Annotated in this window: 15 protein-coding genes; 5 read left to right on the forward strand and 10 right to left on the reverse strand. The window is 72.1% G+C overall.

What is annotated here, in order from left to right:
* Positions 1-203 precede the first annotated feature (203 nt).
* Together MED15_RS06010 and MED15_RS06015 are read left to right on the forward strand one after the other, a co-directional pair.
* Positions 204-707, forward strand: coding sequence for a hypothetical protein (locus MED15_RS06010; protein ID WP_112588543.1), 504 nt, complete (start codon positions 204-206; stop codon positions 705-707).
* A 30-nt stretch (positions 708-737) separates the two neighbouring features.
* Complete coding sequence (locus MED15_RS06015) at positions 738-2234, forward strand: serine/threonine-protein kinase (protein WP_112734981.1); 1497 nt, start codon at positions 738-740, stop codon at positions 2232-2234.
* On the opposite strand, the gene MED15_RS06020 is transcribed toward MED15_RS06015, so the two are convergent.
* Positions 2221-2562, reverse strand: a complete 342-nt coding sequence (locus MED15_RS06020; protein ID WP_146758878.1) for a hypothetical protein — start codon at positions 2560-2562, stop codon at positions 2221-2223. The genes MED15_RS06015 and MED15_RS06020 overlap by 14 nt on opposite strands.
* 168 nt (positions 2563-2730) lie before the next feature.
* Here MED15_RS06020 and MED15_RS06025 point away from each other — a divergent pair, with 168 nt between their 5' ends.
* Together MED15_RS06025 and MED15_RS06030 are read left to right on the forward strand one after the other, a co-directional pair.
* Positions 2731-3672 (forward strand): transporter substrate-binding domain-containing protein, encoded by a 942-nt coding sequence (locus MED15_RS06025; protein WP_112588537.1) that lies wholly within the window; start codon positions 2731-2733, stop codon positions 3670-3672.
* Positions 3669-4862, forward strand: coding sequence for a hypothetical protein (locus MED15_RS06030; protein WP_112734982.1), 1194 nt, complete (start codon positions 3669-3671; stop codon positions 4860-4862). The genes MED15_RS06025 and MED15_RS06030 overlap by 4 nt, the downstream gene beginning before the upstream one ends.
* Positions 4863-4973: 111 nt before the next feature.
* Here MED15_RS06030 and MED15_RS06035 read toward each other — a convergent pair whose 3' ends face one another.
* The 9 genes from MED15_RS06035 to MED15_RS06075 all read right to left on the reverse strand — a co-directional run bounded on the left by MED15_RS06035 (position 4974) and on the right by MED15_RS06075 (position 16044).
* A complete protein-coding gene (locus MED15_RS06035) occupies positions 4974-6164 on the reverse strand; it encodes an acyl-CoA dehydrogenase family protein (protein WP_112588533.1) in 1191 nt (396 codons plus the stop codon).
* Complete coding sequence (locus MED15_RS06040) at positions 6161-8158, reverse strand: ATP-binding protein (protein WP_112604851.1); 1998 nt, start codon at positions 8156-8158, stop codon at positions 6161-6163. The genes MED15_RS06035 and MED15_RS06040 overlap by 4 nt, the downstream gene beginning before the upstream one ends.
* An 11-nt stretch (positions 8159-8169) precedes the next feature.
* Positions 8170-9771, reverse strand: coding sequence for an acyl-CoA carboxylase subunit beta (locus MED15_RS06045; protein ID WP_112699837.1), 1602 nt, complete (start codon positions 9769-9771; stop codon positions 8170-8172).
* Entirely contained in the window at positions 9768-10964 is a 1197-nt protein-coding gene (locus MED15_RS06050; protein WP_112734983.1) for an acyl-CoA dehydrogenase family protein, read from the reverse strand. The genes MED15_RS06045 and MED15_RS06050 overlap by 4 nt, the downstream gene beginning before the upstream one ends.
* Entirely contained in the window at positions 10961-12637 is a 1677-nt protein-coding gene (locus MED15_RS06055) for an acyclic terpene utilization AtuA family protein (RefSeq protein ID WP_112734984.1), read from the reverse strand. The genes MED15_RS06050 and MED15_RS06055 overlap by 4 nt, the downstream gene beginning before the upstream one ends.
* Complete coding sequence (locus tag MED15_RS06060) at positions 12634-13431, reverse strand: TIGR03084 family metal-binding protein (protein ID WP_112734985.1); 798 nt, start codon at positions 13429-13431, stop codon at positions 12634-12636. The genes MED15_RS06055 and MED15_RS06060 overlap by 4 nt, the downstream gene beginning before the upstream one ends.
* Positions 13432-13468: 37 nt before the next feature.
* Positions 13469-14074, reverse strand: coding sequence for a TetR/AcrR family transcriptional regulator (locus MED15_RS06065; protein WP_091403316.1), 606 nt, complete (start codon positions 14072-14074; stop codon positions 13469-13471).
* 437 nt (positions 14075-14511) lie between these two features.
* Complete coding sequence (locus MED15_RS06070; RefSeq protein WP_112734986.1) at positions 14512-15255, reverse strand: metallophosphoesterase family protein; 744 nt, start codon at positions 15253-15255, stop codon at positions 14512-14514.
* 111 nt (positions 15256-15366) lie between these two features.
* On the reverse strand, positions 15367-16044 hold the full coding sequence (locus MED15_RS06075; protein WP_007466162.1) for a Crp/Fnr family transcriptional regulator: 678 nt from the start codon (positions 16042-16044) through the stop codon (positions 15367-15369).
* Between the two features lie 143 nt (positions 16045-16187).
* On the opposite strand from MED15_RS06075, the gene MED15_RS06080 reads away from it, so the two are divergent.
* Positions 16188-16895: an adenosylcobinamide amidohydrolase gene (locus MED15_RS06080; protein ID WP_112699842.1), complete on the forward strand. Its 708-nt coding sequence runs from the start codon at positions 16188-16190 to the stop codon at positions 16893-16895.
* Positions 16896-16905: the final 10 nt, after the last annotated feature.

Consider the following 16905-nt stretch of genomic DNA (forward strand, 5'->3'; position numbering starts at 1 on the left):
CCTCACCCACCCCTGTTGATCAAGAGGTTCGCGTCAGGATCCGGGCTACCGGTGACCGAAAGCTCTTGATCAACGCGACCCTGGGGGTGGGGGTGCAGGTTCTGCCGGTTCTGGGGATGTGGTGGTCTCGGGGAGCGGCTAGCGTGTCACCACCGCGTACGGGTCCACATTGGGGACCGTCGCCGTGCCTGGGGAGGCCGTTCATGAAGCTGCCGCGATCCATCGCGGGCTGGACCATCGCGGTCTTCGGCGTGTTGGCGCTGGTGATGGGCGCGGTTGGGCTGCTCTGGCCGGAGGCGCAGCTGCGCATGCTCGGGTTCGAGGTGCCGGCGACGCGGTCCGTCGGTGACCACACCGGGACGTTCCTGCTGGCGTCCTCGATGGCGGCCTTCAACATGGGCGTCTACTACCTGCTCGCCACGGTGACCGAGTGGCGGGTGTTCTACCGGTTCACAGTGGTCTTCCGGCTGGTCACGTTCACCGTGTTCACCATCGCGGTGCTGGCCGACATCGCTCCCGACCGGTTCTTCGGTGTGGCGGCGTGGGAAGGGCTGGGCGCCGTGGCCACCGCCATCGGTCTGCGTCTGGACGCCCGGCGGGGCATCCCGGCCGGCGGGGTCGGATCGTCCGAGGGTGCCGGGACGACTGCGGTCGCCGAGGAGGGTACCGGTCCCGCCGGTGCGGCTCCGGCGGACGCGGTGCGCTGAGCCATCGGTCGGGTTGGGTATTTTCGAGCGGTGACCGACACCCCGACCGGCGGCCTGCCAGTGCCGATCGTGCCCGGCCTGACTGATTTGCGGGTCTTTGCCCGGGGCGGGTACGCGACCGTCTACCAGGCCACCCAGATCTCCGTGGGTCGCGAGGTCGCCGTCAAGGTGGAGAACCGGACGCTGGACAGCGAGCGCGATCAGGCCCGCTTCCTGCGCGAGGCGCGGGCGGCGGGCCGGATGTCGTCCCACCCGCACGTGGTGGACCTTTTCGACGTCGGGGTCACCGTCGATCAGCACCCCTACCTGATCATGGAGCTCTGCGACGGCTCGTACGCCGAACGGATGCGCACCTCGCCGCTCGGCCCGGTGGAGGCCCGCGACCTCGGCATCAAGATCGCGGACGCGCTGGCCCACTCGCACGCCGCCGGGGTGCTGCACCGGGACGTGAAGCCGGCCAACATCCTCCACTCGCATTTCAACTCGGCGGTGCTCGCCGACTTCGGGCTCGCCGTCCTCGCCGAGCACCGGGACGCCTCGGTCACGCTGGAGGTGCTCACCCCGGCGTACGCACCGCCGGAGATGTTCAGCCACAGCCCGCCGTCACCGGCCGTCGACGTGTACGCGCTCTGCGCCACCCTCTACGCGGTGATGCACGGCCGGCCGCCGCGCTGGCAGTCCGAGCGCAACCCGAGCCTGGTCACCGTGCTGGAGATGTTCAACCAGCCGCTCCCCGCCCTGCCCGGGGTGCCGGACGAACTGATCGACGTGCTGCGCATCGGCATGGCAAACGATCCGGGCGAGCGTCCCTCCGCCCTCGAGTTGCACGACCTGCTCACCAATATCCCACTCGGCTCGCCGGCGACACCGGTGAGCGGCGCTCCGGTCAGCGGTGCCGCAACGCTCTCCGGCCCGTACGCGGCCAGCCAGCCGGTGCCCCGACCGCCCATCGAGGACACTCAGCGAACCGACCCCGCCGGTCGACGATGGCGGCGCTGGCTCTTCGGCGGCGCCGGGGTGCTCGCGCTCGCCGCCTCCGCGACCGCCGGGGCCTGGGTCGCCGACCGGGCGCCACCACCCGCCCCGTACCCGTCGGCCACCCAGATCGCCGCACCGGCGACCGGGCCGCTGCCCGGCTGTGCGACCGGCACCGGTGCGCCCACCGCCCTGCCCGAGGGTGCCCGGTGCCTGCCCGAGCTGGAGTGCTTCGGCCCGATGCGGATCCGCGGCAGCCGCGCCGAGGCGGCTCGACTGTCCTGCGCCGGCCGACACACCTGGGAGACGTACGCCGAGGGCATCCTGCCGGTGTCGCTGGTCGGCGCGGACTACGACGAGGTGGCCGCCGCTGAGCCGGTGCGGCAGGTGTGCAGCGCGAGGACGTTCCGGTTGACCACCGGGATCGCCGAGGCGACCGGTTGGCACCTGGAGGTGCTACCTCCGGTCGACGGCAGCATCGACCGGACCTACCGGTGTCTGGCGGGGCGCGGTGTGGACGCGCTCTCCGCGCCCACGCTCACCGGCCGCTGAGCCCGTTCGACCCGCGGCGGCGGTCACGCACCGCACGCAACGCGTCCCGGGGGTCCAGGGCGTCGAGGGTGTCCGCGTCGATCCCGTACGGCATCAGCTCGGGCGGCCCGAGGGCTGCCGACCGGTCCGCCGGCTCCGGATCGTCGACCTGCCGAGCGGCGGAGACGGCAACCCCGGCGATCATGGTCATTAGCACGCAGAGTAGCGCGAGAACCACGCCGAGGAGGTCCTGTCGGCGCCACACCACCAGCATGACCAGCGGCGCAAGGGCTCCGAGCGCCGCGAGCACCGCCACCGTGCGCGCATCAGGTCTGGACAATCGGCTCACCCGTCCAGCATGTCGCGGCCAGGCCGGCTGTCAACCGCAGAGCCGACCGCCGCGCCGATCGACGTCGATCCGAGCTGTCCACTCGACAGGGTCCACCGCGTCCACACGGATTGGACAAGAACGGCTACTCTCGGTGTTCCGCAGGCCCTTCCGGTAGCGAGGTCGCCCATGAACTCAGGCAGTTCGCAGTCCCGGCTCCGCTCGATCGCGTCGACGCTGGCGGTCGCTCTCACTCTCGTGCTCGCCGCTGCGGCCGGTTGCGACAGCCGGGAGGAACCGGAGCTGCCGTCGGTGCAGGAGAAGATGCGCGAGACGCACATCTACGGTCAGTCCAAGCTGCGGATCGGTGTCGCCACCAACGAGCCGCTGATGGGTGAGCTGCGAAACGGCCAGCACGTCGGGTTTGACGTCGAGATCGCCCGGTACGTCGCGGCCTCCCTCGGCTACGAGGGGGAACAGCGGCTGGAGTTCGTGTCGGTCGCCACCGAGGACCGCATCCCGTCGCTGCAAGGCGGCACCGTCGACCTGGTGGTGTCCAGCTTCTCCATGACGGAAGACCGTAAGCAGCTGGTCAGCTTCGCCGGGCCGTACTTCGTCACCACGCAGGAGGTGATGGTGCCGGTTCGACTCAAGGACAAGGTCCGCACCATCGAGGATCTGCGCGATCCGGCGTACAAGGTCTGCACCAGCGGCGGCTCCACCACGGAGGCCGAGTTGGAGAAGCACCAGGTCAAGACGTTCGTGGTGAAGGACGTCGGCGACTGCGTCGACGGCATCCGGAAAGGCCGGTACGACGCGGTCAGCTCCGACGAGTCGATCCTTGCCGGTTTCCTGGCCAGCTTCCCCAAGGAGTTCGAGATCGTGGACATGCCGTTCGGCACCAGCGAGTTGCTGGGCATCGGCGTGCCGATCGGTGATCCCGCGCTGCGCGACCTGGTCGCGTTCTTCCTGCAGAAGAGCTACGAGCAGGGCCGCGACGGAGATGCCAGCCCTTGGCAGACCGCGTACAACCGGACCCTGGGCCCCTGGCTGAAGGCCGAGAAGCGCCAGCCGCAGCCGCTGGAGGTCCCGAAGCTTGTCGACTTCGACGACAAGGCGCCCGCGAAGTGAGCGCGGCACCGACCGCCACCAGCGGCGACGGGCCGGTCCCGCCGCCCCGGACGTCAGTGCCCGGCGGCGACGCCGGGCCGGCGATCGACGGTACGGCCGCAGCGCCGCCGGCCGTCGATCGTCCAGCGGCTGGCGCAGGAGCTGACGTTGCCTGGCCGGCCGGAGTGCCGGTCGCCGAACCGGCCGAACCGGTCGTCGCCGCGGTTGAGCCCGGCCGGGTCCGGTGGGATCCGGCGGAGCGCCGCGCCCGCGCCAGCCAGTCGTTCTGGACGGCAGTGGTGGGCGTACCGGCGATCTTCTCCGTCCTCCGCCTCGGCGTGGAGGCCGGCGGGGAGCTCCAGACCACGCTGCTGCTGGTGGCCAACGTCGGGCCGGTCAACCTGCTCGCCGGTTTCCTGACCACGGCGGCCCGGCTGCTCTCCACCGGGCTGGTCGCCGTCTTCGCGCTCGGCGCGGTACTGGCCGTCAGCGCGGATCGACTTCCGCCGGGCACCCGCCGCCGCCCGCTCTTCGCCCGCTGGGCCGACATCACCCCGGCCTGGGTGGTGCTGGCCAGCTTCCTGCTCGCCCTGATCACCTGGCCGTTGCTCTATCTGCCGTTGCTGTTGCCGGCGTTCGTGGCGGCGTTCCAACTGCGCCCGGCGCGGCTGCACGAGCGGGTGGTGCCTCGGCTGCTGCTGATCGTCGCGCTGCTCGCCGGGTACGGCTTGCGAGATGCGATGCGGCAGGGCGACGAGTGGCTGGTGCTGGCGCTCATCGTGGTGCCCCCGCTGCTGGCGCTCTTCGTCGCGGGGCCGCTGCCGGGCATGGTGATCCGGCCGCTGGCGTCGGTGACCGAGGTGGCGGTGCTGGCCACCCTGATCTGGGCCGCGGTGCCGGTGATCACCACACCGGTGTTGCCGCTGACCGTCACCACGGTGGGCCCGGAGAGTGGGCCCACCGAGGACGTACGCGGGCACGTGGTCACCACCGACGACGTCAACATGGTGATCCTTCAGGAACGGGGTGGCGTCCGGTACGTCCCGGTCGGTCTGGTCCGCGCCCAGGTGCTCTGCCCGAGCGAGGAGGAGCTGCCCCGCCACCAACTGCGCATTCACGACTTTCACGTCGAGGATTCGCTGTTGGAGGGCATGGGTCGTCGGGTCCGCCCGGTCCACCGCATCGACGCCGCCTGCCGTACCCCAGCCTGACGGCCCCACCGGGGTCGGCCCGTGCGTGATCGACTCGGCTTTCCGGAAGTCGGGGCATCACCGATGCTTGGACACCGCGAGTTCAAGAAAACCGAGTCGATCTTGCGGGCGTCAGTAGGACTTGTCCTGGCCGAGGACGTGCTGGGCCACGAAGTTCAGGATCATCTCGCGGCTGACCGGGGCGATCCGGCCGGCCCGGACGGCGCCGAGCAGGGTCGCCACCCCGTACTCGGTGGTCATGCCGGCCCCACCGAGCACCTGCACGGCGGTGTCCACGGCGAGCGCGGCGGCCTCCCCGGCCGCGTACTTGGCCATGTTGCCGGACACCCCGGCCTCCAGGTCGCGGCCGGCGTCGTACAGGGTGGCCGCCTTCTGGATCATGAGGCGGGCCAGTTCCACCTGCACCGCCGCGTGTGCCAGCGGGTGCGACACCCCCTGGTGGGAGCCGATGCTCCGACCACCCCAGACCTTGCGGGTGGCGGTGTACTCACTGGCCCGCTCGATGGCGTACCGGCCGGTGCCGGCGCCCATCGCGGCCACCGTGATCCGCTCCGGGTTGAGCCCGGCGAAGAGCGCCGGCAGCCCGGCGTCCAGCGACTCACCGAGCAGCGCGTCGGCGGGCACCCGCACGTCGTCCAGGTAGAGCAGGAACTGGTTCTCCGGGGACACGATCTCCATGTCCAACTTGGACCGGGTCAGCCCGGCCGCGTCGGTCGGCACCAGGAACAGCGCCGGCTTGAGCTTCTGCGGAGACGCATCCGCTGAACCGGCTGGGCCGTCATCGACGGCGACACGGGCCACGACCAGCACGTGACCGGCCTCGTCGACTCCGGAGATGTAGCACTTGCGGCCGTTCAGCAGCCAGCCGTCGCCGTCGCGGCGGGCCACAGTGCCGAGTCGGTGGAAGTTGGAACCGGCCTCGGGCTCGGTGATCGCGAAAACGATCTTCTGGGAGCCGTCGGCGAGGCCCGGCAGGTGCCGCTTGCGCTGTTCCTCGGTGCCGTGCCGACTGAGCACCGTCGCCGCGATGGCGGGGGAGACCACAAGCAGCAGCAGCGGACAACCCGCCGCCGCCAACTCCTCGCAGACGATGGCCAGCTCGGTGATGCCACCGCCCCCGCCGCCGTACTCGGTGGGGATGTTGACCCCCAGGTAGCCGAGCCGTCCGGCCTCCGCCCACAGTTCGGTGGTGTGTTCACCGGCCCTCGCCTTCTCGACGAAGTAGGAGTGACCGTACCGGCGGCCGAGCGCCCGCACGGCGTCGCGCAGCTGGTCCTGCTCGGGGGTGAGGTCGAAGGTCATCGGGGGTCCTTATCGTCGACAACGGCCAACACGGCGCCCGTCTGCACCTGACCGCCGGTCGGCACCGGCAGCTCGGCGACCACGCCGTCGATCGGGGCGAGCACGGGATGTTCCAGCTTCATCGCTTCCAGCGTGAGCAGCGGATCGCCGGCCGAGACCCGCTGGCCGACCTGGACGTGCACCCGGGTCACCACGCCGGGCAGCGGCGCGAGCAGCGACCCGGCCGCCACCGCCGCGGTGGGCAGCGGGAGACGCGGCAGCTCAGCCAGGCTCGCCGCCCCGTCCGGGCCGTCCACGAAGACAGCCGACCCCACCCGGTGTACGCGGTACGCGCGCCGAACCCCGTCGACGTCGAGCACCACCCGGTTCGGGGTGGCCTCTACCAGCGCCACTGTGGGTGCCGTCGGCCGCTCGGCGGACTCCTCGGCCGCCGACGTGCTGGACCAGTCGGCGAGCCGACCGGCCCGGTCCAACCGGTAGCGGATCTCGATCTCGTCGCCGTCCGGTCCGACGAAGCGGGTGGTCTGGGGAACGGCGGGCACGTTGCGCCAACCGGAGGGGAGCCCGGGGAGCACCGGTGCGGTCGCCCGCCGTTGGGCGGCCGCTGCCAGTGCAGCGGCGAGGGCGGTGATCGGCAGCCGGTCGGCGGGGAGCAGCGGGGCGAAGACCTCCGGGTGCCGGTCCAGGAAACCCGTGTCGATCTCCACGGCGGCGAACGCGGGACTGCGCAGCACCCGGACCAGCAGGTCCCGGTTGGTGGTCACCCCGTGCAACTCGGCCCGGGCCAGCGCGCTGGCCAGCAGTCGGGTCGCCTCCGCGCGGGTACGACCCCAGGCGATCAGCTTCGCGAGCATCGAGTCGTAGTGCACCCCGACCACCGAACCGGCCACCACACCGGAGTCGAGCCGCAGACCCGGCCCGGCCAGCCCACCGAACTCGGCCGCCACCGCGCCGACGCCGAACCGGTGCAGGGTCCCGGTGGCCGGTCGCCAACCCGCCGCCGCGTCCTCGGCGCAGAGGCGTACCTCGACCGCGTGCCCGGTGCTCGCCGGCAGGGCCGCCGGCAGCGGCTCACCCTCGGCGACGAGCAGTTGCAACCCCACCAGGTCCAGTCCCGTGCACAACTCGGTGACCGGATGCTCCACCTGAAGGCGGGTGTTCATCTCCAGGAAGAAGAACTCACCGCCCGGGGCGAGCAGGAACTCCACGGTGCCCGCGCCCAGATAGTCGACAGCCCGTCCGGCGGCCACCGCCGCCTCGTGCAACGCCGTCCGCACCCGCTCCGGAACGACCGCCGGCGCCTCCTCGACGATCTTCTGGTGCCTGCGCTGGATCGAGCACTCCCGGTCACCGAGGGCCACCACTCGACCGTGGGCGTCACCGAAGATCTGCACCTCGACGTGCCGGCCGCGTTCGACGTACCGCTCGATGAAGACAGTGCCGTCGCCGAACGCGGCGGCCGCCTCGCGGCGCGCGGAGGCGACGGCCTCGGCCAGTTCGTCGGCGGTCCGGACGATCCGCATGCCCCGGCCACCACCGCCTGCGGACGCCTTCACCAGCACCGGAAAGTCCGCGATCTCGTCGGTGTCGGTCCAACTCGGCAGCATCGGTACGCCCGCCTCGGCGAGCAGCGCCTTCGCCGCCAGTTTGTCGCCCATCGCGGCGATCACCTTGGCCGGCGGGCCGACCCAGGTCAGACCGGCGTCGGTCACCGCCGCCGCGAACTCGGCGTTCTCGGCGAGGAACCCGTAGCCGGGGTGGACGGCGTCCGCGCCGCTGCGCCGGGCCGCGTCCAGGATCAGGTCGACCCGCAGGTACGTCTCGGCCGGCGAACTCCCCGGCAGGCGTACGGCCTGGTCGGCCTCGGCCACGAACGGCGCGTCGGCGTCCGCGTCCGAGTGCACGGCGACCGTCTCCACGCCCATCGCGCGGCAGGTGGCGAAGACCCGGCGGGCAATCTCGCCCCGGTTGGCCACAAGCAGTCTGTTGATCATGAGTGGCCCCTCTACATCCGGAAGACGCCGAAACCGTCGGCGCCCTTCACCGGTCCGTTGTGGATAGCCGAGAGGCAGAGCCCGAGGACGGTTCGGGTGTCCCGGGGGTCGATCACCCCGTCGTCGTAGAGCCGGCCGGAGAGGAAGAGCGCGCCGGACTGCGACTCGATCTGCTGCTCGACCATCAAACGCATCGCCGCGTCGGAGTCCTCGTCGTAGTCGCGCCCCCGCGCGGCAGCCGCCTGCCGGGCCACGATCGACAGCACCCCCGCGAGCTGAGCCGGGCCCATCACCGCCGACTTGGCGTTCGGCCAGGTGAACAGGAATCTCGGCTCGTACGCCCGGCCGCACATGCCGTAGTTGCCGGCGCCGTAGGAGGCGCCCAGGTTCACCGTCAGGTGCGGCACCGTCGAGTTCGACACCGCGTTGATCATCAGGGCGCCGTGCTTGATGATGCCGCGCTGCTCGTACTCGGTGCCCACCATGTAGCCGGTGGTGTTCTGCAAGAAGATCAACGGGGTGTCCGAGGTGTTCGCGAGCTGGATGAACTGGGCCGCCTTCTGCGCCTCCGCGCTGAACAGCACCCCTCGGGCGTTCGCCAGCACCCCCACCGGGTATCCGTGCAACTCGCCCCAACCGGTGACCAGCGCGTCCCCGTACGCCGGCTTGAACTCGTCGAAGTCGCTGCCGTCCAGGATCCGGGCCAGCACCTCCCGGGGGTCGAACGGCACCTTCAGGTCGGCGCTGGTGATGCCGAGCAACTCCTCCGGGTCGTACTTCGGCGGCTGCGGCACCGCCGTACGCGGCGACGGGCCCTGCTTGCGCCAGTTCAACCGGCGGACGCACTGCCGGGCCAGCCGGATGCCGTCCCGCTCGTCGGCGGCCAGGTAGTCGGCGAGCCCGGACGTGCCAGCGTGCATCGCCGCGCCACCCAGCGACTCGTCGTCGGTGACCTCGCCGGTCGCCATCTTCACCAGCGGCGGACCGGCCAGGTAGACCTGTGACCGGTCCCGAATCATGATCACGTGGTCGGACATCCCCGGCACGTACGCGCCACCGGCCGTGGCGTTGCCGAAGACCACGCTGACAGTGGGGATGCCGGCCGCCGAGAGCCGGGTGAGGTCACGGAACACCCGACCACCGGGAATGAAGATCTCCGCCTGCGTGGGCAGGTCCGCCCCGGCCGACTCCACCAGATTGACCATGGGCAGCCGGTTGGCCAGGGCGATCTCGCCGGCCCGCCGGGTCTTCGCCAGCGACCACGGGTTCACCGCGCCGCCGCGTACCGTCGGGTCGTTGGCGACGATCAGGCACTCCACGCCCTCGACCACCCCGATGCCGGTGACCACGCTGGCCCCGACCGGGAAGTCCGAGCCGTACGCGGCGACCGGCGACAACTCCAGGAACGGGCTGTCGGCGTCCACCAGCAGCTCGATCCGCTCCCGGGGGAGCAGCTTGCCGCGGGCGTGGTGCCGGGTCACGTACTTCTCGCCACCACCTGCCCGCGCCTGGTCCAGCGCGGCGTCCAACTCGGTCAACCGCTCCAGCAAGGCCGCCCGGTTCGCCAGGTACGAGGGCGCGGACGGATCGACCGCGCTGTCCAGGGTGGTCATAGGCCCATGCCTTTCGCGATGATCTCGTTCATGATCTCGGTGGTGCCGCCGCCGATGCCGAGGATCCGCGCGTCGCGGTAGTGCCGCTCCACCTCGGCGTCGCGCAGGTAGCCGAACCCGCCGTGCAGCTGCAACGCCTGGTCGACGACGTGGTCGCAGGCGGCCACCGCCACGTTCTTCGCCATCGCCACCTCGGTCACCACCGGCTCGCCGGCCGCGACCCGACCCGCCACTGCGTGCACGTACGACCGGGCCGCCTCGGCCCGGGTGTGCATCTCGGCCAAGCGGTGCCGGATCAGCTGCCGGCTGGCCAGCGGGCGCCCGAAGGTCTCCCGGTCCCGACACCAGCGCACCGCCAACTCGACGCAGCGCTGCGCTGTCGCGTACGCCTGGGTCGCCAGCGACAGCCGTTCCGCCGCGAAGTGCTGCATGATCGCCAGGAAGCCGGTGTTCTCCGCGCCGATCCGGTTGGCGACCGGCACCCGCACGTCCGCGAAGGACAGCTCGGCGGTGTCCGAGCAGTGCCAGCCCAGCTTCTCCAACCGGCGTCCCACTGTGAACCCGGGCGACCCCTTGTCGATGACCAGCAGGGTGAGTTCACCGCTGCCGGGGAAGTCCGTACACACCGCCGTGGTCACGAAGTCGGCCCGGTGCCCGCTGGTGATGTACGTCTTCGACCCGTTCACCACATAGTGGTCGCCGTCGCGGCGGGCGGTCGTGCGGATGCCAGCCACGTCCGAACCGCCGTCCGGCTCGGTGATGGCCAGCGCGCCGATCATCGTGCCGGACAGCGTGGGCCGCACGTACCGCTCGATCAGGCTGTCGTCGCCCGGGGACGAGACGCCACCGAGCCGACCGCCCAGCGAGCCACCGGTGCGGGCACCGGCCGCCGCGACCATGTGCGGCAACGCGATCCCGTGCGTGAACAGGGCCGCCACCAGCCCGGACGAGCCGCCGGAGCGGATCAGCTCCTCGGTCACGATGATCGAGTCCAGCAGGTCACCGCCGCTGCCACCGACCGACTCCGGGAAGCCGATGCCGAGCAGGCCGAGCTTCGCGGCGGTCGCGTGCAGCCCTCGGGGCACCTCGCCGGTCCGCTCCCAGTCGTCCAGGTGCGGCAACACCTCCCGGGTCACGAACGCCCGGGTCAGCTCGCGTAGTTGCCGGCGCTCCGGGGTGTCCACGATGCTCATCGGGATGCCCCCGTCGGTAGGTCGGCAGGCAGGTCGACGATCCGGGCGCGCAGCAGCTCGCCGAGCGCCTTGGCCTGCGGGTCGAACCGGGTGGACGCGGCCACCCCGGCGCCGAGCAGGCCCTCGATCACGAAGTTGACAGCACGCAGGTTCGACAACTCGTAGCGCCGCACCGACAGCGGCGCGGTCTCCGGCACCAGCTCGGCCAGCCGTTCGACTGTCAACCAGGTCCGCAACCAGGCGTACCCGGCGTCGGACCGCGCCCAGACACCGAGGTTGGCGTCGCCGCCCTTGTCCCCGGAGCGTGCGCCGACCACCTCGCCGAGCGCCCCGCGCCGGGTCGGGCCGTCGACCGCCGCGCCGCCACCCGGGGCCGACTCGTCCTGTGAGATGGGGACGGTGCGGATCGGCGGGGCGATCGGCACCCGCTCGCCGCCGGGTAGCACCGCGACGTGCGCCACCGCGTCCTGCGGCACCGCGTCGGCGGTGAAGACGCCGTACGGTGTCGCGTCACCGGGCACTGTGGTCAGCGTGCATCCCGGGTACGAGGCCAGGGCCAACTCCACCGCGGCGGCCGAGAACGCCCGCCCGGCCCGGGCCTTGTCGCCGTCGCGCAGGTGTACGTGCAGCAGGGCGCTGGCCGCCTCGGTGTCGGCGGCGTCCGGGTGGTCGGTCCGGGCCAGCGTGAACTCCAGCCCGTCCTTGCCCACCGCCTCCTCGACCTGCCCCCGGACGAGTGCTGCCTTCGCCACGATGTCCAGCCCGCAGAGGACGAACGTCATCGAGTTGCGGAAGCCGCCGAGGTTGTTGACGCCCACCTTGAGCGTGGACGGTGGTGGCGTGCCCCGCACACCGGAGACCCGGACCCGGTCCGGCCCGTCGGGGTGCAGCGTCACCGTGTCCAGTCGGGTGACCACGTCCGGCCCGAGGTACGCCGGCCCGCCGATCTCGTAGAGCAGTTGGGCGGTGACCGTCTCCACAGTGACCGCGCCGCCGGTACCCGGATGCTTGGTGACCACCGAGGAGCCGTCGGGGTGCACCTCGACGATCGGGAACCCGGGCCGGTGACCGCCGTCGGGCAGCTCGGTGAAGAAGCTGAAGTTGCCGCCGGTGACCTGCGCACCGCACTCGACGAGGTGCCCCGCCACGGTGGCCCCGGCCAGCTCGTCGAGGTCGTCGCGGCCCCACCCGTACCTGGCGATGGCCGGGCCGACCACGAGCGACGCGTCGGTGACCCGGCCGGTGACCACCACGTGCGCGCCGGCGTCGAGGCAGGCGGCGATCCCGAACGCGCCGAGGTAGGCGTTCGCGCTCAACGCGTCCGGTCGCTGGATCGTGTCGCCCTCGACGTACCCGACCTGCGTCGGCAGGCCGAGTCGGTATGCGAGCTTCTCGATGGCGGCGGCCAGGCCGGCCGGGTTCAACCCGCCGGCGTTGGTCACGATCCGCACCCCTCGGTCGAGTGCGGTGCCGAGGCAGGTCTCCAGTTGCCGCAGGAACGTCTTCGCGTAGCCCAGGTCGGGGTCGCGCAGGCGATCCCGGGCAAGGATCAGCATGGTCAACTCAGCGAGGTAGTCGCCGGTCAGCACATCCAGCTCACCGCCGTCGAGCATCTCCCGCCAGGCGGTGAACCGGTCGCCGTAGAAGCCGGAGGCGTTGCCGATGCGGATCATGCCCGTACCCCGATCCCGCCGGCCGGCTGCCGGCCGTCACCCGGCGGCCCGGCGAAGGCCTGCGCCACGTCGAGCCACTCGTCGGCGACCGGCCCGGTGGCGACCAGAGCGAGGTCCGCGCGGTGTCGGCGCTGGGTGACCAGCAGGCAGAAGTCCCGAGCCGGGCCGGTGACGCGGTCGGCGGCGTCCGCCGGACCCCAGCTCCAGGTCTCCCCGCCGGGCCCGACCAGCTCGACCCGGACCGGTGCCGTCGGTGCCTCCCGGCCGTGCGCGGCGAAGCCGTGCCCGAGGGTACGCACGCCCAGGTGCGCAACGTGCCGGAGTCGGTCGCTGTCGGGTCGGACCACGTCGAGGGCGTCGGCCACGTCCGCGCCGTGCGCCCAGGTCTCCATCATCCGGGCGGTGGCCATCGAGCTGGCCGACATCCGGGTGCCGTACCAGGGCAGTTTGCCGCCGGCCGGAACGGCGGCCAGTGCGTCGACGAGCGCTGTGCGCCCGGCCCGCCAGCGGGCGAGCAGTTCGGCCGGCGGGGCGAGGAATTCCTCGGCACCGACGTCGACGAGTCGGGTCACGTCCGGCGCGACGGTGACCGTTGCGTAGAACGCCTCGGGATCGGTCGCGGCCAACAGCGCGACGTGGTCGGTCCAGGCGAGGTGGGCGATCTGATGCCCGATGCTCCAGCCCGGCGCGGGGGTCGGCCTCGCCCACTCGGCCACGGGCAGGGGAGCCACCAGGGCGTCCAGTTGGGCGGACTCGTCGGCCAGGTCCGTGAGCAGGTCGCTGAGGTCGACCATGGTGCCTCCGGTCGGTGGTGGCCGGTGCGGCCGGCGGTCAGGGCGTGAGCAGGGTGGCGAGCTGGCGCTTCCAGGTGGTCAACAGGGCGGCCCGGCGGGCGGAGTCGTCGCTGAGGAGGTTGGCCACCCCGAGCCCACGGAGCAGGTCGAGCGTGGCCTGCACCGCTTCGCGGACACCGGGTCGACGCTCGTCGACACCGAGCAGGGCGACGGTGAGCCGGTGCATCTCCCGCCCGACCGTCGCCTCCAGCGGCACCAGGGCGTCGCGCAGCTCCCGATCGGTGCGAGCGGCGACCCAGAGCTCAAGCGCGGCCACGAACAGCGGCCCGGTAAACGCCACGGCGAGCAGGTCGACGACCCGGTCCAACCGCTGCGGGCCAGCCGGCAGCGCCTCGGCCTCGGTGCGCAGCTCGTCGGCCCGGCGCTCGGCCAGATGGGCCACGGCGGCCGTCACCAGCGCCGCCTTCGTCGGGTAGTGGTGCAGCTGAGCCCCACGCGAAACACCGGCCCGCGCCGCGACCACTGTGGTCGTGGTGCCGGACCAGCCGTGCTCGATCAGGCAGTCGACGGTCGCCTCCAGCAGCCGGGCCTGGGTGGCGCGGCTGCGTTCCTGCTGAGGTACACGCGTCGATGCGGTGGGCACGGAGACAGCCTGGTGCCTACGAAACAAACAGTCAAGACTGACTTTTTCTGAGCTCGCGCGCGACACCCGGGTGGGCTCTGCGGTGGGGCGGCGCGGGAGGTGAGCCTGGGTGGTTGGTCTCGCTATGGAGCTGATGTCACAAACGAATCGCCGTCGACCAAGCCGGTCGACCGCGCCCGTAACGGCGCTCGTAACCGCGCCCGTCGAGCTCGTTCGAGGATCGGCCTACCGATCATCTACGGCTGATGCCGCAAACGATTCAGCTCCAAAGGCTCGCTGACCGGTATCCCGCCGCCGCCCGCCCGCCATGCGCCCGCCGCCCGCCCGCCGCCCGCCCGCCCGCCGCCCGCCCGTGCGCCTGCCCGCCTGCCTGCCGCCTGCCCGCCTGCCTGCCGCCTGCCCGCCGCCTGCCGTCCGGCTGCCGGCTCAGTGCTGGCTCAACGGCCGTCGCGGGGGCCGAAGGCGGTCAGCGCGTCGGCGTCGCTGTGCTGGGAGCGCAGGTACTCGTCCGCCCAGGCGGCGGCGTCGGGGAAGGTCGACTCCGCCGCCACGCGGGCGCAGGCCAGGTCCACGTCGAAGGCGGTGCGGCGCAGCTGGATGCCCGGCCCGAGCAGCGCCCACCACGCGCCCGCGCCCCCGTACGGCATGCCGATGCTGCCCGGGTTGACCACCAGACGCCGGTCGACCAGCCGGGTGAAGGGCATGTGCGTGTGGCCGCAGACCACCGTGGTGATCTCGGCGGACAGACCGTCGAACACCTCCGCCCAGCGCGCCATCCGGGAGTCGACGAGCACGACCTCCTCGTCATCGCGGGGCGTGGCGTGGCAGAACAGCGTCGGCCCGAGGCCGTCGATCTCCAACGTCGCCGTCGCCGGCAGCGCGCCGAGCCGGGCCACCTGGTCGGCGCGCAGCTGCCCGGCGGCCCAGTTCGACACCTCGATCGACGCCGGGCGGCCGGCCCGGGCCTCGACCAGCTCGCGGTCGGCATTGCCGCCGACCCAGCACACCCGGTCGCCCAGGCCGGCGAGCACGTCCAGCACCTCGACCGGTTGCGGGCCGGCGGCGATGTCGCCGGTGAGCACGATCAGATCGGCGGCGGCGACGTCCGGCTCGGCCAGTACGGCCTCCAGCGCCGGCAGGACACCATGGATGTCGGAGAGCACCGCAACTCGGTTCACCATGGCCCCACCCTCACCGCGGGCATCGCCTCCGGGCCAGCGATTCTGCGTCAGGCAGACGGCAAACGTCCCCGCCTACCGTCGGTGACGGCAGGCGGGGACGTCGGGTGCTGCTCAGACGCGGGCGCGACGGGCCAGGCGCTCCGGGTCCAGGATGATGATGCTCTTGCCGTCCAACCGCAGCCAGCCGCGCGAGGCGAAGTCGGCGAGCGCCTTGTTGACGGTCTCCCGCGAGGCGCCGACGAGCTGGGCGATCTCCTCCTGGGTGAGGTCGTGGGTCACCCGCAGAACGCCGCCGTCGCGGGTGCCGAAGCGGCCCGCCATCTGGAGCAGGTTCTTGGCGACCCGGCCCGGCACGTCCGTGAAGATCAGGTCGGCGAGCGAGTCGTTGGTCCGGCGCAGCCGCCGGGCGAGCACCCGGAGCAGCTGCTCGGCGATCTCCGGGCGGTTGTTGAGCCACGGCCGCAGCGCCTGCTTACGCAGCCGCACCAGCCTGGTGTCGGTCACCGCGGTGGCGGTCGCCGTACGCGGACCCGGGTCGAAGAGCGACAGCTCACCGACCATGTCCGACGGCCCCATCACCGCGATGAGGTTCTGCCGGCCGTCCGCTGCGCGGCGACCAACCTTGATCTTCCCGGACAGCAGGATGTAGAGGCTGTCACCGGGCTCGCCCTCATTGAAGACGATCTCGCCCTTGCGGACCTCGATCGTCTCCATCTCCTTGGCAAGCGCCTCGGCAGCTTCCGGGTCAACACCCTGGAAGATCCCGCTGCGGGCCAGTACCTCGTCCATTGCGCACCTCCGGTTGCGCGTGCCGTCCGTCGGCCGGGGCCGCCGTCCGCTGATCCCCTCGCGCGCCGCCAAGTCTAGGCGCACGTGAGCATGAATCAGAGGTCGCCCCTGGAATCTTGATCGGTGGGCGTAACCTGCCCGACGTGCTGACCGAGCCGACTCTGACCAGCCGCGCCGAGGACGGGCGCCACGTCCCGCTGCTCGTCTGGCGCGCGGACGTGCCCCTACGGGCCGTCAGCAGTGCCCCGCTGGGCGGTGGCATCGGGGTCCGGCGGTGGGTGTTGAACGCGACCGTACCGATGTCGTACGACCGGGATGACCCCGCGGCGCACCTGGCCTCAATCGCCGCCGAGCTGGCCCTCGACGGGCCCGGTGTTGGTCTGCTGACCGGCGTCGATGTGACCGAGGTGGTCGCGCGAACCGACGCCGGGGTGCGGGCCTGGGCGACGGTCGGGCTCGGCACGCCGGTGCCCGCGGCCGCGCCGACGCCGGCCGCGCTGGCCCCACACGTCGGCACTGTCAACATCGTGGTGTACGTGCCGGCCCGGCTCGCCGATTCGGCACTGGTGAATGCGGTGGCCACCGCGACCGAGGCGAAGACCCAGGCGATCACCGAGCTGGGGATGCCGGGGACCGGTACGCCCACCGACGCGGTCACAGTGCTCTGCCCGGTGGACGGGCCGGAGGCCGCGTACGGCGGGCCGCGCTCCACCTGGGGGGCCCCGCTCGCCCGAGCGGTGCACGCGGCGGTGCTCGCCGGGGGTTCCCGGCCGGTCGTGCCGTGGTCCGAGCAGCTCAGGGGCGCAAAGTCCAACCGATCGGCTGTCGTCGGCGCGTTTAACGACCGGTAGGGTCGCGGGC

This window comes from Micromonospora noduli (genome assembly GCF_003264475.1).
In the GTDB taxonomy this organism is placed as follows: domain Bacteria; phylum Actinomycetota; class Actinomycetes; order Mycobacteriales; family Micromonosporaceae; genus Micromonospora; species Micromonospora noduli.